Below are 13,910 nucleotides of genomic sequence, written 5' to 3'. Positions count from 1 at the left end.
CGATGACAAACAACACATATTTGCGGGACGGTTCGTCGATCAATATTGCCGTTATCGACACGGCCGAAGACGGTAACATTCATCGGTCGGTATTGACGCCCGGCCATGTTCAAAACGGCGCATGGGCCGATACGGATTTGAGTACCTATCCACCCGAAGCGCAAACGCTAGCCGCCGAACTTTGGACCCCCGAAGCGGTCGCCGTCGTGAGGGAAGCCGCGTTAGCGAGCCTCCCCGTTCTTACGGAAGCGGACTACAGCCGCGCCATTCAAGGCGTCATCGACACTATGGCGCAATCGCACAACTATGCGGACGGCGTGTCGCTCGCATCGTACAAAGACAGCACCGTTCCAAATTGGGCGGCGGAAGCAAGCGCGTTTATCGCTTGGCGGGACGCGGTGTGGAGTTACGTTTATTCACAGCTTGCAGCAGTCCAGGCACAAGAGCGAAATCAGCCTACCGTTTCGGGATTGATCGGAGAATTGCCTGCCATTACGTGGCCGTGATCTGTGCGAGGTGATGCGCATCGGGCAGTCATTTTCGTGTGGATGCTGCGATTTCCCACGATCACGCTACACAAAACAGCCGCTAAACTAGTGGCATTGCGCTCCCCGGCTAATCCGAGAGAAAATTTTACGCGACGCCGAGGGAGAAGCCCGCATTGTTGGTCGGGGGTCAGAATGAGTATTTTTGATGAGCCGAGCGGTAATCAAAGTGGAGTGGAACCAACCTCAGGGGGCTCGGCATCCCATTTAGAATATAGCAGCGCATTCAGCTTCGTGGGCCGGTTCATATATTTTGTGATCGAAGTCGTTTTAGAAGTTGCATTGACGGTCGGCGCTCTTGTCCTCGCGTATTGGCTGTTTGTTCAAGCGGTCGAGATAATCGACACTCTTGCAAAAATGATCCGGGCGTGGGCGCAAAGAGATTAGGCGCTACGTCTCAGCCCAATTGTCGAGCGTTGACGTAGCGCCCACACTTGTCGCAAGCGTTGATTTCACATCAATCTTATTGACGCGCCCCGCGGCCCGGTTTTCATTCGAACGGCACCGCTCTTTTCAAGGCTTCGGAGTTGCTTTTTGGCAGTTGGTTTCGACACGCCTAGCGCACCGGCAATTGCTGCGTGAGTAGCTGTTACCTTACCGTCGCGCGCAATCGCTTTAAGCTTTTCGAGGGAGTCATCGGCAATAAGGCTCGGCCGTCCGCGCTTCCGCTTGACCGCTACCGGCACGCACGGCGGGAGCGTTTCAGTATGGACGACACACGCCGCGTCTATAATTGGCGCGACAGCCTCAGGCCCCCCGATCGTTGTCGGCGGCGGCGTGCTCGGCGCCGCGGCTTCTATTTCTTTCGCCATTGCGGTGTCGACACCGGAAGCTACAAGCAATCCAAATATACTTCCGACCTCGATTAGAAGAACGCCAGACAATCCCAACCAGGTTGATATCGTATCGGGCGACGGAGGTGTTGCGACGCGCGCCCAGACCCCGGCGATAGCTTCGGTCGTAGGATCAGCGACTTTCGGAGGGGGCAACCGATCGAGCTTTCCCTGCGCAGCTTTTAACTCACCTTGAAGCCGCGCTCGCTCAACGGCAATTGCGCGCTCGGTTCGAAGCTCTGCGACGCTCGGGCAAACACGCCGAGACACCGGCCCGTCTATGGTGTGACAATCCCCTGCAAGTGGATCGACTAGCAGAGCGGAAATTTTCGCGTCAAGCTCATCGACCGACCGGCTCGGAGCTAATGCTTTCAGCGCCTCGTCGGCTTCACGGTAAGCAACCTTTGCGCGTTCGTAGACGTCGTTCGCAGCCGTCCTCGAATTTGTAGCGTTCTCGCTGCTCGCGTGGCTGTAAGAGAGCGCTGATGTCAGCGAATAGCTCGCCGTCACAGTCAGAACAACGACGCCCGCTATGGTCCGCAGCACATCGCGTCGAGCTATTGCCCAGACAATGAGAAGCGGCGTTAGGGCTTTGAGGACGTCAGAGGCGACGCTTGCTGCTGCCCACGTAATTTGACCCGTGAGGAATTCGGATTTCGCAAGCCCGGCTTGGAGGTTCATCGCGATCGACACGCCTACAAGGGATAAAGCCGCAGCGTAGGCTAGAACGCGCACACCTCTTTGAGAGCCGCCATTACGCCGATGTGTCGACGAAAGAGATTGCGGCCGCGGCCAGGATGAACCCGGCGATGCTGTATTATTATTTTGAAAGCAAGGAGGAGCTGTTTCGGAGTGTCGTGGAGACGACTGTCCAACAGGCATTGCAGCACTTTCGGGATCTGCAGGAAAACGCGAAGTCGCCCCGCGATATCATCTCGGGATGGCTTGAAACGCACATCCGTCAATTTGAGATCATCCGAAAATTCGTGAAGATGACCCTCAATTATCGAAGCAGCGGAACGAGGTCGGACGACATCGATGCCGCAATCTTGCTTTTTTACGATACAGAACGGAGCGTTCTGACATCGGCAATCGAAGCCGGCATCAAAAGGGGTTCATGTGACGTTGTCGATGCTGACCAAATCGCGGCGCTCATTTCGACATTTCTCGACGGCATCATGGTCAGGTCCATTATCCTTCCCGACTTGGATGCAACGAGGGAAATCGGCAGGTTCAACGTCATGATCCACATGCACCTCAACTGGAGGATCTGATCGGCTTTTCGTGGCAAGCCGACTGGCGGCGCACCTAATCGTATTGGGAAGAGGATTTAACGATTTGTAGAAGTTCGGGATAATTGGGCATGATCGCGTAATCCGCGCAGCGCGACATATCCTCCTCGAAATCGTCCCATTGCATTGCGTCAAGATGAGCGCGGTCGAAGCGATTGAATACCGAGGCGCGATGCATTTGCGCGACGGGATTACAGGCACCGGCCGCTAGAGACGCAGCGACAGCACCGCTTTCGCTCGCGATATAGTCGAGGAAAATCTCACCGGCTTCAAACGGCAGCGCGGCGTGATTGATGAGCGCGTTGATTTCGACAAAGGCAACGCCGCCTTTTCCCGAAATCGGCCCGTTCTCCGGCGTAATGGCGCGGACTTCCACCCTGCCGGAGAGCCGTGCCGGCGATGCCGTGTACGTTCCGCCGCTGATGTAGAAATCGATATCGCCATCGACCAAGGCTTGGTTCAAGAGATTATGATCCGGCGTAACTGTTCGTGCCGATCGGAAAATCGATCGAGCCGCATCGGAAAACATTGCAATAGCCGGATCATCAAGTGGCTCGAACGGATTGAGGCCAGCCGCGATTGCGATGTGCATGGCGTTGAAATCCTCGTAAGCGAGAATTCCGAAGCGCTGGTAAAAATCCCGATTCAACGCGAGGCTAAAACCATGCTCCCTGGCGAGCGCAGGTGAGAGGCGATTCCGATTGATGACGAGGTTGAATGGGCCACAGCGTTGGGGAATGCCGAGAATTTCTCCATTGGGGCCCTCCGCGGCGGCTTTGAAGCGCGAAAATACACCAACGAGCTCCCTAATCTTCGGCTCAAATTTATCCGGAAGCGGGCGGACGATGCCGCGCGTATGCAAGACATCGCGCACGAACGGCGTATTGATGTTGACGATGTCCCATGCAGCGGGTGCCGCTTGCACGGTCCTGCTCGCGAGATCATCCGATAGATGATTTTCGCCCTCGATCTCTAAGCCCGTATCGCGACGAAGCGCGTCGGCAAAATTACCGTCAGCGTAACCTTCCCAACCGAGATACCGCAGCTTCGTCATCGTAAATTAATCGTGCTTTCTCTCGTCATTGCTCAACGGGATCGAAATAAGACTGCTCGAGCGCGGGGCGCTCAAGCTTCCCCTTTTCGATGAGCGCCGAAAGGTCTTCGACCATCCAAGCGAAAAGCTCGCGACCATCCTCGATGCGAGCACGGCTCGGCGCTCCCGTGACGCCATTCTTGCTGGTTCTGTTGACGGGATGCGCGAAGACAAGTCCCTCCGTGCGATCGGGATCATCCGATGTCGGTATAAGATCGCTTCGGGCGATTTCCGGCGCTTCTGCCAGCATAAGTGCCGTCTCTGCAGCGTTGGCATGCCAGTCTTGTGCGTCGGAAAAGTGCTCCGTCCGCACCCTTTCGCTGATGGTCGCCGTATTGATTACCGCGACCATCATGTCGTCGTGCTCGGCGCGGAGCATCTCGAGCGCGCAACGCAGCGGGGCTGCGTTCGTCACGTGGCTATTGACGATGAATAGTCGGCGCACTCCGCTGTGGTACGCCCAATCGCCGATTTCCTTGACGACCGTAATAAGGGTGATCGGCTGCAAGGCGATCGTTCCCGGCCACCGCCGGCTGTGCCCAAGGGAGCATCCGTAGGGAAGCGTTGGGAGCATTGGTACGCCCGTTCGCTTCGCAACTTCGCTGCACAGCTTTTCCGCTATGACGAAGTCCATGCCGGTACCGAGATGTGGCCCGTGCTGCTCGGTGGCACCGACAGGGAGTATCGCCGCGCGACAGGCTTTCGCCAAATCGCGAGGCAATTCGCTCCAGGTTCTTACCGCCCACTTCATCGCAGAGCCATCAATAGAACTTGAGATAGCGCGCGCGTTCCCAGTCGGAGACGTGATTGATGTAGCTCAACCATTCGTCCCGCTTGAAGTCGACCCAGGATTTCTTCATCGCAGAGCCAAAAATTTCCTCGCTTAGCGGGTCGGCGTCAAAGGCGTTGACCGCCTCTTCGAGCGTGCGCGGAAGATGGAACACGCCCAATCTTTTGAGCTCTTCTTCGCTTTTCAGGTACATGTTCTCGGTGTGGGGATCGCCCGGATCAAGTTCTTGAGTGATGCCTTCAAGACCGGCGGCAAGCACCAGCGCAGCACCGAGGTACGGGTTGCACGAGCTATCGGCTGCCCGCAATTCCACGCGACCGCCGCCCAGCGGAATGCGCAGCGTGTTCGTGCGGTTGTTGTTGCCGTAGCAGGCCCAGACCGGCGCCCACGTAAATCCCGACATCGAGCCTTTGAGAACGAGACGCTTGTAGCTGTTCACGGTCGGCGCGACGACGGCGCAGATTGCGGGCAGATGCTTCAGAATGCCGGCAAGGAATTGATAGCCGAGTTTCGAGAGCCCGCACCCGCGCACATCTGATGCGTCGGCGAATAAATTTTTTCCTGTCTTCTTGTCAAAGAGCGACATGTTGAAATGAGCGCCGCTACCGGCGCGATCGTCATAAGGCTTCGGCATGAAGGTCGCGAAGCCGCCGTGCTTGCGGGCGATCTCGTGCGCCATCATCCGGAAAAATACGTATTTGTCGGCCATCGACAGCGCGTCGAAATAGCGGAAATCGATTTCGAACTGGCCGATGCCGTCCTCGTGATCGAAGCTGTAGACATCCCAGCCTAGGCTGTTCATCGAATCGATGAGCTCGCCGATCCAGCCGAGGTTGTCGAGCGTTCTGGCAACGTCATACGCTGGCTTCTCGAGGTTCTTGCGGTCCGACAGCGGCTTGATGCCCAGGACCGGATCGTCCTGAAGCACGAAGAACTCGGCTTCCATGCCCAGGTTGAGGCCGTAGCCCAGAGCTTCCGCTTTTGCCAGCGAACGCTTCAGAATGTTTCGGCTGCAAGCCTCGAACGGTTTGCCTTGGCACCAGAGATCGCTCGCGAACCAGGCGACATCCTTGTTCCACGGAAGAACAGCGCAGGACGAGGCATCCGGATGTGCCGCCACCTCTTCGTCGCTGACATCCTGCGGGATGCCATCGAGAGCTGCGCCGGTGCAAAGCTCGGAGCCCGCCATCATGCGGTCCATATGCGCAATAGGTACGGTCTTGCCCTTTGAGACGCCGTGCATGTCGACGTAGCTTGCAAGCAAATACTTCACTCCCTCGCCAGCAAGCTTGTTTTCGAGCTCTGTCGGCCCTTTGTTCACGATGGCATCCATTTTTCGTTTTTACTCCGTTATTGGTCTCAGTCTGTCAAAGTCACGGGGCCGGTTGGCGGCGAAGCAGCCATTGCGCTTCGCCGTTTTCTGTTCTGCGATTACTTCGAAGCGACGAGCGCGCTAACGAATGCCGCGTCGAAAGTATCCTCGATTTTCGGAGCCGCCTTGATCTGCCCGCGCTTAATCAAGACATCCGCAATCAGCTTTCCAGAGGTGAAGAGAGACTTTGCGTCCTCATGGGGCGTGAAATATCCGGCCATTTCGGAGACCGGAATGTTGTAGGCGCCCTTGGCCTGCTCTTTCACATCGTCGACCGTCGTCGAGAAGTACTTAGCGACGATCGCATAGGCCTCGTCGGGATGCTCCTTCATGAAGGCCATGCCGTCGATGTAACCCTTGATGACGGCGTCAACCGTCTTCGGGTTCTTGCTGATATAGTCGGTCGAGAAATAGAGGATATCGGTGATGAGACCCGGTGCGGACGCTGAGGTGAAGATCGTGTGGTATCCGCCATTGACGTCGAGTTTCAGAATTTTGCTGACATTCGGTTCGTAGGTCGCGCCGGCGGCAGCGCCTCCGACCAGCGCGGCCGCAACGTTTTCCGGCGTTGTGTCGAGACCTTCGACGTCAGGCTCCGCGAGGCCCGCTTTCTGCAGTCCGTAGGAAACGAGAAGGTTGTCACAGGTTGCGAAGGGATAAGCGACTTTTTTGCCTTTGAGGTCGGCCATCGAACTGATCGACTTCAGGGCGACGACCGCATCGGCTCCGTTCGAGTAGTCGATGGGCATGACGACGCGAAAGGCGTTGCCGTTTGCGGTGAGATTGATCACCTGGTCGTAGGTGTACATGGCGCCCTGGATGCCGCCGCTTTGCAAAGCCGCTGGGATGAGGGCCGGATCCTCGAAGTCCTTCAGTGCGACTTTGACGCCGTATTTCTGGAACAGGTTCTTTTCGACGGCGATGTAGAACGGCGCGTATCCGATCCACGCGACTGTCGCGAGCGTCACCTGCTCTTCTGCGTGTGCGCTGCCCGGTTGAAGCGAGCTGGCGCCCGCGAGCGCAACCGCGCAAGCCAATCCGATATTCCGGAGTTTAGTCCAAAACTGTCGCATCATGGGTACTCCTTCAAGAATGTTGCCGAGCGGATGCTTCGGCTCCGATGCTTCCCAAGACAGACCTGTCGAGCGACAGGCCAACGGTTTGGCGGACGCGTTCCATCACCGTCCGCTTAAGAGTGAGAAACTGTGGATCGATCCGCATCATGACGTTGCGCTCCCTCGGCAACGGCACGTCGTAGACGGTGTCGATGCGACCGGGATGCGGGGACATCAGTACGACGCGCGAGCCGAGATAGAGCGCTTCCTCGACGTCGTGTGTAACGAACACGATCGTCGTGCCTTCCTGCGCGACGACGCTCAAGACGAGATCCTGCATCACTTCGCGCGTTTGCGCGTCGAGTGCGCCGAATGGTTCGTCCATGAGGATGATGGATGGCTTCGACATGAGCGCGCGGGCGATTGCAACGCGCTGACGCATTCCACCGGAAAGCTGTGATGGGTACGCGTCTTGTGCGGCACCAAGGCCGACGAGCGAGATAAGCCTCAGAGCTCGCTCATTCTCCGCGCCCCGCTCGAGAGCCAGATTGTCGTGAGTGTTAGCAGCGAGACGACGGCTGAACAGAACATTTTGCCTGACGGTCAGCCACGGAAACAAACTGTAATCCTGAAAGACCATCGCGCGATCGACGCCGGGACCGTCGATCGATTGGCCTCCAACGAGAACCACACCGCTGTCCGCTGCTTCGAGGCCGGCAATGATCCGGAGAAGCGTTGATTTTCCGCAGCCGGATGCGCCCACGATGGTCAGAAACTCGCCCGCAGCGATCGAGAGCGATATGTTGTCCAGAACGAGCGTGCCGCCTTTATTGTTGGCAAAGCTCTTGAAGAGTCGACTTAGCTCGATTGACTTCGTCATCGACTATTGCCTCCTCAAATACGGGAAGAGGACGCGGTGCAGGGCGCGGAGAAGTTGGTCCTGCAAGAGGCCGAGAAATCCGATGACGATGAGGCCCGCGAAAATTTTGTCTGTCTGGAGGAAATGCTGAGCTTTCAGGACGGCATATCCAAGCCCAGAATTCGCGGCGACGATTTCTGCGACGACAAGGTATGTCCACGCCCAACCAAGCGTGATCCGGCACGTCGTTAAGAGCGCGGGCGCCGCCGACGGAAAGATCACCTTGTAGAGTATCTCGCGCCGCGTCCCACCCATCGTCTGAGCGGCTTCGATCTGCTGCATCGGCACTTTTCTGACGTCGTCGGCGAACATCAGGACCATCTGAAAGAAGGTGCCGATAAAAATGATCGAGATTTTTGAAAGTTCACCGACGCCGCACCACAGCATCATCAATGGGACGAACGCGACAGCAGGCATGTAGCGGATGAAATCCATCGCCGGTTCGAGAAAGGCTTCGGCGGGTTTGAATGTGCCCGCGAGCAATCCGAGCGGAAGGGCGACGATTAGGGACGCGAGGAATCCGATGCTCACGCGTTCGACGCTGATGAGGAGATCGCCTGTGAACCCCTCATTGAGGACCCACGTCCAGAAGCGTTTGACGACGTCCAGAGGCCCGGGCAGAAAAATTTTCGGGACGACCGCCGCCTCGTTGAGGAACGCCCAGAGAAGAATAGGAGTGAAAACGCCTGCCACAGCGTAAAGCGCAAACTGTCGTCGGCTAAGCGCTCCACGGATCTGCCATTGGCGCCCACGCGCAGAGATCTCCGGCGCAACCGGCAACGCGGTCTTGGTCGAGACGTCACCAGTCGAAGCGTTCATTAGAGCTGTCCGCATATCGAAGCGCTCGTCGTGTTGGCCGGGGGCTTCCTCACTTGAGAAAGCCTATGGACACTTGCGTAGATCATAATTAAACGATTAATTAATTATGGAGCGCAAGCGGTTGCTTCCCTGAAACTGCGGAATTTTTGAACATTCTTTCCACCAACCCGCACAAATTCGAGGCGCGATGGATACCGGCAGGCACTCTGGATTTGCTATTAAGGTCCGCAAGACAAAGAGATTCGGGAGATAGAAGCTTGGGAAATCAAACCAGATCGCCGGCTGCCGTTCGTTTGCCGCGGCGACGTGCAGAGAAGGCTAGGGGTGGGCGAAGTGCGCGTGTCGGTCGTCCGAAGCTTGATGTCGATTCCCTGGACGCCGAAACCCATATTCGCGAAGCCGCTCTCGACCTCTTTGCGGAGCGCGGATTTTCAGCGGTCACGACAAAGGACATTGCCGACGCCACGGGCTTCAATCCGGCTCTTATCTACTACTACTTCGGAAGCAAGGAGGAGCTATTTCGGAAAGCGGTAACGCTCGCCGTCGAGCGCGCATTCCAGCAGTTCCGGATCGCTCGCCAGGGGCTGAAGGATCCACGTGCCATCATCAATGGATGGCTCGATAACCACATCAAAGAGTATGAGACGATAGCCAAGCTCATCAAGATCTCTATCGACTATGCCAAGACGTCAAAGCGCAACGTGCGGATCGATGACGCGATCCGGCGCTTCTATGAAGACGAGCGCGACGTACTACGGGCGGCTTTGGCCGATGGAATTAAGAGCGGGGAATTCCGCAAAGTTAATGTCGATGAGACGGCCAGTTTTATCTCAACCTACCTCGACGGCGTATTCGCACGAGCGCTGATCCTCAAGGACTTCAAACCGGTTCAGTCGATCCGTGAGCTCCGCTCGTTTCTGAGCGCTTATTTGGATTGTAAGAAGTAGCGCGTGTGCAGACGTGGAGGTTCGAGCGAGAATTCAACTGTACGGTGGAGGATAACAATTGATTTTTGGGTGGTCTTGCGTAGTTGGGGGGGGCATTCGAGCACTATTTCTTCAAGCTCGGCAATATCGATCCTTACGATGATTAACTCTAGGGTGAAGGAATTTGGGGTCACTCGCCCGCCGGAGTGCTTGGCATTCCTCTAAACTGTGCCGCGAAGAGCCCGAAGAAATTAGCGCAAATGCGTGCCTGTACTTCCTGGATTTGAGTTCCTCGTTTTGTCTGCTTTAAGCCGCATGAAACGACGAGAACTGCTCCGATTGGAAGCGGCTGGGACGCGCTACGGCACCAGCTTGGGCGGATCCTGGATCAAGCCCTACGTCTCAACAACCCCACGAACCAGAGCTTTCAAGACCGCTTGGAACAGGGCTTGACTGCGGTCCACAAAGTTAGGTCCGCTATCCGAAGCATGGCAAACCTTCACAAGACCTCGGTCCACTTTCACTTCTTGGGGACGGCCGATGTCCGCAATCTCGGCAAAACTGACTTAGAAGTTGCCTCGCAGGTTTCGTACAAATTTCAAGCGGGCGGTTTTGCGGGCCGCTTCTAAGCCGAGAGCTGCTTTGCCGAGATAGCAGACGTCGCCGTGAAAGGTCAGATGCTCACGGAACGATGCGATTTCATGACTGTTCACCCGCGTTCAGCTGACACCCAATCCCGTTCTTTCTATTCATCTCATCCAAGCCTGGGGATCTTCGGCCTGACCTGCGTTAAGGTTCGGATGCGGCGGCACTTGCCGCCGATGACGAGAGAGATCGCCACATTCCCTTTTGTTCGCCTAGGCGCCCGCTTTTGTAAGAACTCTATCAGACGCGTACGCTGATTGGCATCACTTGGATTTCCTTCGTCTATCTGCTCTCCATGATGCAGAACGATGGCCCTACGCGCCTCCGAAAATACCAAATCCAGATCATGTTCAATCCAGAGCACCGCGAGTTTTTTGCGCGTGAGGGCCAACCGGACCATCTGACCGATAAGAGGACGCTCATCATGGCTCAGCCCCGAAGCCGGTTCATCGAGCAGAAGAAGTTTGGGCCTACCAATTAGTGCACGCGCGAGGTCGACGCGCCGAAGAATGCCAAACGGTAGTTCGCTACAACGCTCCCCCCAGATTTTTTTGAGACCGCACAAATCGAGTATTTCAAATGCTTCTTCGCGTGCGAGCCTTTCAGCCCTGAGTGCCGCCCACGGCTGCGCCAGCATTCCAAACACATTTTGCGCGAAGTGAGTAGTCCACCCGAGAAGAACATTATCGAGCACCGAATGGCTGGATATCAGATTCAATCCCTGAAACGTCCGGCTTACTCCTGCCCGCGCCCTGCGGTGCGCCGGAAGACGATCCAGCCGCACACTATCAAGAGTGATGCAAGCGTTTCGTTGTACGGGATAGACGCCGCTAATGCAGTTCAGAAACGCTGACTTGCCGGCACCGTTCGGACCTATCAACGCCACGACTTCCGACTCCCGGACCGACAGGTTGATGTTATCCAGAACGACCATGCCGCCGAAAGACAAGCTGACGTTTTGAACATCGAAGATGGCGGGCTGTTCGGCTCGGTGCAATAACATTCAAGCGCTCACAGGAAAGGGGCTGACCAAACCCAAGAGCATGCCGTGGATCGTTTCGAGATTGGAGGAATCAATCCGATCGAATGTTGCAATCGGCCAACCCCGGTCAAGTACAAGAACGCGGTCGGCAAAGTGTGGGATCCATTGCGTGTCAGATTCGGCGACGAGAATTGTAAGCGAAAGCTCTTGCCTCAGACGGCCCAAGCTTTGACAAAGGAACTCCACGATCGGCGTAGCCAGCCCGAGACTCGGCTCATCAAGCAACAAGAGCTGGGGTGACGCAAGGAGCGCCATCGCAAGAGCCAACATTTGCTGCTCACCGCCCGATAAATTTCCTGCTTGGATCTTTCGCCGTTCCGCCAAGCGGGGAAACCAATCAAATGCATCGGCTTTCTTTCTGCTGTGCCGAGCGCGCCCCCCAATTTCAAGATTCTCGTCGACCGTCAGCAGCCGGAACACCTTATCCTTTTCCGGCACCAGACCAATTCCGATACGTCGCCGTCTGTTGATGTTACCCCATGGCAGATCGTCACCATCGAAGAGTGCCTGCCCATCAATACTTTGGCCTTTGTGCAAAAATCCCGCGATAGCACCAAGAAGGGACGTCTTGCCCGCACCATTGCTGCCGACCAAAGCAAGGCTCTCGCCACGTTGGACTTTCAACGACACCTTATTCAACGCGAATTTTCTATCGTACGCGATGCTCACGTCTTTTAGCGACAGCAAATCTTCCTCAGAACTAGCCACGATGCAATCTCCACTTTCGAAGTTTTGCAAGCGTACGTTGGGGAACGCGCAGGAGCGCTAAAATCAGGATGGTTCCGATTGCGATACTTTCCAAACCCGCGGCGCGCGAGGTGGCATCGATGGAAAATAACTTCAACAGGGATTGGATTATTTGGGGCAACAGGACGATCAGATAGGAAGCCATAATGGCACCCATTAGATTTCCCGGCTTGCCCAATGCGCAAATCGTCAGATAGACGATTGCCAATTCGAGCGTATAGAATTCCCGCCTGGACATTGCTCAGATGATAGGCGCTGATCACGCCAATTATTGCTATGATTGTGGAAGTCAGAGCAAAGACCTGAATCCGGCTTTTTGTAATCGAGATTCCCAAAGCTGCAGCGGCAGCCGGATGCGTGCGTAGCAATGCCCATTCGCGGCCAACGTGGCTTAGCTGCAGATAGCGGAAGGCGACGTAAACCACGCACATCAGCGGCGCAATTAACGTCCACCAGCGTTGAAGGGAATTGATGTGGATGCCAAACAGGATCGGATCGTCGAGCATGAAGCCGGCGGCATAGGTCAACTTCAAATCGAGGTCCGTAGCGACAACTCCGATGGCTCGTTGAAGCGCCAAGGTTCCGACCGCGAGATAAAGACCTGACACTCGAAGCGTGGTCGCAGCCACTATTGTGCCGCTCAGAAGCCCAAGCACCGCACTAACCGCAACGGCAGGGAGCAGCCCGAGCCCAAGGCTGTTCGACAAAATGCCGGCGGTGAACGCTCCAATGCAAAGGAAGGCAGCGGTCCCAAGCGATGGCAGTCCTGCTGATCCCACGAGCACCGTAAGCGGCATCGCTGCGAGCGCCAACAAACCTCCGCTCACCGCAAGATGCAGCGCGAGATTGCCAAGCGCGAACGGCGCAGCAGCTATGGCGGCGAAGATAACGAAGACACCGGCAAATCGAAGTCGTGCAGACTTATCGATACTGTCCGTTGATAGCTCGCTGCCCACGTCACGTCCGGAATATGCGTTCAACACGAGAACTCAACCCCCAAGGACGGACCATTAGAAGAATGAGAAGAAATGCGACTGGGACGACCGTGCTGTAGCGGACGTCAAAGAACAGCGAGATTAGATTCTCGCCGGTGGCCAATATGAGCGCTCCTGCAAGCGCCCCTCCCGGGCTCGTTAAGCCGCCGATGATCGCGGCGACGATGCCAGAAAAGCCAATGGCTGATCCCTCCACCGATATCGCCGAAACAGCACCCGCAAGGACGGCGCCGATGCCGCACAGAATGCATGCCCCAATCCACGTCATCAACATTCGCCGTTCGACAGGAATGCCGTTGAGCATCGCGAGTTGGCGGTTTTCGGCTACAGCCTGCAACTCGACACCTATCGGCGTCCAATAAAACAGGGGCAACACGGTCAGCACTGTCAGAGCCCCCACAGCGATCGCGACGAGGCCTACAAGTGGAAGCGTTGCGCCTCCAATCGTCACAAACCCTTTGACAAGGGGGAGTTGCTCGACAGAGCTACCCCATATGACGGACATCACACCGACGAGGATGATGGCGAGCGCGATGGTGATTGCCGTTCCAACGAAAGGATCGTCCTGCTTTTCCTGGCTGAGAATGAAAAAGAGAACCACCCCTCCTGCAACATCGACTCCCAACGTGGCCAAAACTGCGAACGGCAATCCAGCTACAGTCTGCCCCGACCAACTCCACACCTCTGCCATTACGTAAGCCGACACTGTGCCAATTTCGCCAACACAGAAAAATAGGATACGGCCGGTGCGATAAGCGAAGACGACGGCCATAGCAAATAAAGCATAGACCATCGTTGTACTGAGTGTGTTGACTGCGAACGACGCAAAGTTCATCG

Annotated in this window: 15 protein-coding genes; 4 read left to right on the top strand and 11 right to left on the bottom strand. The window is 56.3% G+C overall.

Features of this window, described 5'->3' with window-relative positions; all coding sequences use genetic code 11:
* Nucleotides 1–2 precede the first annotated feature (2 nt).
* Together QM780_RS16505 and QM780_RS16500 are read left to right on the top strand one after the other, a co-directional pair.
* Nucleotides 3–506 carry a hypothetical protein gene (locus QM780_RS16505; RefSeq protein ID WP_415071526.1) on the top strand — a complete coding sequence of 168 codons (504 nt, stop codon included), beginning with the start codon at nt 3–5 and terminating at the stop codon, nt 504–506.
* 174 nt (nt 507–680) lie between these two features.
* The gene (locus tag QM780_RS16500) at nt 681–932 is read left to right on the top strand and encodes a hypothetical protein (protein ID WP_415071525.1); all 252 of its coding nucleotides are present in this window, start codon (nt 681–683) and stop codon (nt 930–932) included.
* Nucleotides 933–997: 65 nt separating this feature from the next.
* Here QM780_RS16500 and QM780_RS16495 read toward each other — a convergent pair whose 3' ends face one another.
* Nucleotides 998–2,059 carry a winged helix-turn-helix domain-containing protein gene (locus tag QM780_RS16495; RefSeq protein WP_415071524.1) on the bottom strand — a complete coding sequence of 354 codons (1,062 nt, stop codon included), beginning with the start codon at nt 2,057–2,059 and terminating at the stop codon, nt 998–1,000.
* Between QM780_RS16495 and QM780_RS16490 the strand changes: the two genes are divergently transcribed.
* Nucleotides 2,026–2,652, top strand: a complete 627-nt coding sequence (locus QM780_RS16490; protein ID WP_415072069.1) for a TetR/AcrR family transcriptional regulator — start codon at nt 2,026–2,028, stop codon at nt 2,650–2,652. The two genes, QM780_RS16495 and QM780_RS16490, sit on opposite strands and share 34 nt — an antisense overlap.
* A 34-nt stretch (nt 2,653–2,686) precedes the next feature.
* On the opposite strand, the gene QM780_RS16485 is transcribed toward QM780_RS16490, so the two are convergent.
* From QM780_RS16485 to QM780_RS16460, 6 genes are all read right to left on the bottom strand, one after another.
* Nucleotides 2,687–3,724 (bottom strand): hypothetical protein, encoded by a 1,038-nt coding sequence (locus QM780_RS16485; RefSeq protein WP_415071523.1) that lies wholly within the window; start codon nt 3,722–3,724, stop codon nt 2,687–2,689.
* A gap of 25 nt (nt 3,725–3,749) precedes the next feature.
* A complete protein-coding gene (locus tag QM780_RS16480) occupies nt 3,750–4,514 on the bottom strand; it encodes a creatininase family protein (protein WP_415071522.1) in 765 nt (254 codons plus the stop codon).
* Nucleotides 4,515–4,524: 10 nt separating this feature from the next.
* Nucleotides 4,525–5,886 (bottom strand): type III glutamate--ammonia ligase, encoded by a 1,362-nt coding sequence (gene glnT / locus QM780_RS16475; protein WP_415071521.1) that lies wholly within the window; start codon nt 5,884–5,886, stop codon nt 4,525–4,527.
* A 98-nt stretch (nt 5,887–5,984) separates the two neighbouring features.
* A complete protein-coding gene (locus QM780_RS16470) occupies nt 5,985–7,001 on the bottom strand; it encodes an ABC transporter substrate-binding protein (RefSeq protein WP_415071520.1) in 1,017 nt (338 codons plus the stop codon).
* Between the two features lie 10 nt (nt 7,002–7,011).
* Nucleotides 7,012–7,860, bottom strand: a complete 849-nt coding sequence (locus QM780_RS16465) for an ABC transporter ATP-binding protein (RefSeq protein ID WP_415071519.1) — start codon at nt 7,858–7,860, stop codon at nt 7,012–7,014.
* A 3-nt stretch (nt 7,861–7,863) separates the two neighbouring features.
* On the bottom strand, nt 7,864–8,718 hold the full coding sequence (locus QM780_RS16460; RefSeq protein ID WP_415071518.1) for an ABC transporter permease: 855 nt from the start codon (nt 8,716–8,718) through the stop codon (nt 7,864–7,866).
* 257 nt (nt 8,719–8,975) lie between these two features.
* On the opposite strand from QM780_RS16460, the gene QM780_RS16455 reads away from it, so the two are divergent.
* Nucleotides 8,976–9,665, top strand: a complete 690-nt coding sequence (locus tag QM780_RS16455) for a TetR/AcrR family transcriptional regulator (RefSeq protein WP_415071517.1) — start codon at nt 8,976–8,978, stop codon at nt 9,663–9,665.
* A gap of 733 nt (nt 9,666–10,398) precedes the next feature.
* On the opposite strand, the gene QM780_RS16450 is transcribed toward QM780_RS16455, so the two are convergent.
* The 4 genes from QM780_RS16450 to QM780_RS16435 are packed head-to-tail and all read right to left on the bottom strand — an operon-like array spanning nt 10,399 to nt 13,908.
* The gene (locus tag QM780_RS16450) at nt 10,399–11,292 is read right to left on the bottom strand and encodes an ABC transporter ATP-binding protein (RefSeq protein WP_415071516.1); all 894 of its coding nucleotides are present in this window, start codon (nt 11,290–11,292) and stop codon (nt 10,399–10,401) included.
* On the bottom strand, nt 11,293–12,039 hold the full coding sequence (locus QM780_RS16445) for an ATP-binding cassette domain-containing protein (protein WP_415071515.1): 747 nt from the start codon (nt 12,037–12,039) through the stop codon (nt 11,293–11,295).
* On the bottom strand, nt 12,006–13,061 hold the full coding sequence (locus tag QM780_RS16440) for a branched-chain amino acid ABC transporter permease (protein ID WP_415071514.1): 1,056 nt from the start codon (nt 13,059–13,061) through the stop codon (nt 12,006–12,008). The genes QM780_RS16445 and QM780_RS16440 overlap by 34 nt, the downstream gene beginning before the upstream one ends.
* A complete protein-coding gene (locus QM780_RS16435; protein WP_415071513.1) occupies nt 13,036–13,908 on the bottom strand; it encodes a branched-chain amino acid ABC transporter permease in 873 nt (290 codons plus the stop codon). The genes QM780_RS16440 and QM780_RS16435 overlap by 26 nt, the downstream gene beginning before the upstream one ends.
* Nucleotides 13,909–13,910 lie beyond the last annotated feature (2 nt).

It is taken from the genome of Hyphomicrobium sp., from assembly GCF_047600905.1.
GTDB lineage: Bacteria > Pseudomonadota > Alphaproteobacteria > Rhizobiales > Hyphomicrobiaceae > Hyphomicrobium_B.
This window is presented reverse-complemented; position numbering and strand designations above follow the sequence as displayed.

Excerpts from the sequence above, each read along its gene's own strand:
- QM780_RS16500 (WP_415071525.1), top strand. The coding sequence starts at position 681 with ATGAGTATTTTTGATGAGCCGAGCGGTAATCAAAGTGGAGTGGAACCA.
- QM780_RS16465 (WP_415071519.1), bottom strand. The coding sequence starts at position 7,860 with ATGACGAAGTCAATCGAGCTAAGTCGACTCTTCAAGAGCTTTGCCAAC.
- QM780_RS16485 (WP_415071523.1), bottom strand. The coding sequence starts at position 3,724 with ATGACGAAGCTGCGGTATCTCGGTTGGGAAGGTTACGCTGACGGTAAT.
- QM780_RS16470 (WP_415071520.1), bottom strand. The coding sequence starts at position 7,001 with ATGATGCGACAGTTTTGGACTAAACTCCGGAATATCGGATTGGCTTGC.
- glnT (WP_415071521.1), bottom strand. The coding sequence starts at position 5,886 with ATGGATGCCATCGTGAACAAAGGGCCGACAGAGCTCGAAAACAAGCTT.
- QM780_RS16450 (WP_415071516.1), bottom strand. The coding sequence starts at position 11,292 with ATGTTATTGCACCGAGCCGAACAGCCCGCCATCTTCGATGTTCAAAAC.
- QM780_RS16480 (WP_415071522.1), bottom strand. The coding sequence starts at position 4,514 with ATGAAGTGGGCGGTAAGAACCTGGAGCGAATTGCCTCGCGATTTGGCG.
- QM780_RS16505 (WP_415071526.1), top strand. The coding sequence starts at position 3 with ATGACAAACAACACATATTTGCGGGACGGTTCGTCGATCAATATTGCC.
- QM780_RS16495 (WP_415071524.1), bottom strand. The coding sequence starts at position 2,059 with ATGAACCTCCAAGCCGGGCTTGCGAAATCCGAATTCCTCACGGGTCAA.
- QM780_RS16460 (WP_415071518.1), bottom strand. The coding sequence starts at position 8,718 with ATGAACGCTTCGACTGGTGACGTCTCGACCAAGACCGCGTTGCCGGTT.
- QM780_RS16435 (WP_415071513.1), bottom strand. The coding sequence starts at position 13,908 with ATGAACTTTGCGTCGTTCGCAGTCAACACACTCAGTACAACGATGGTC.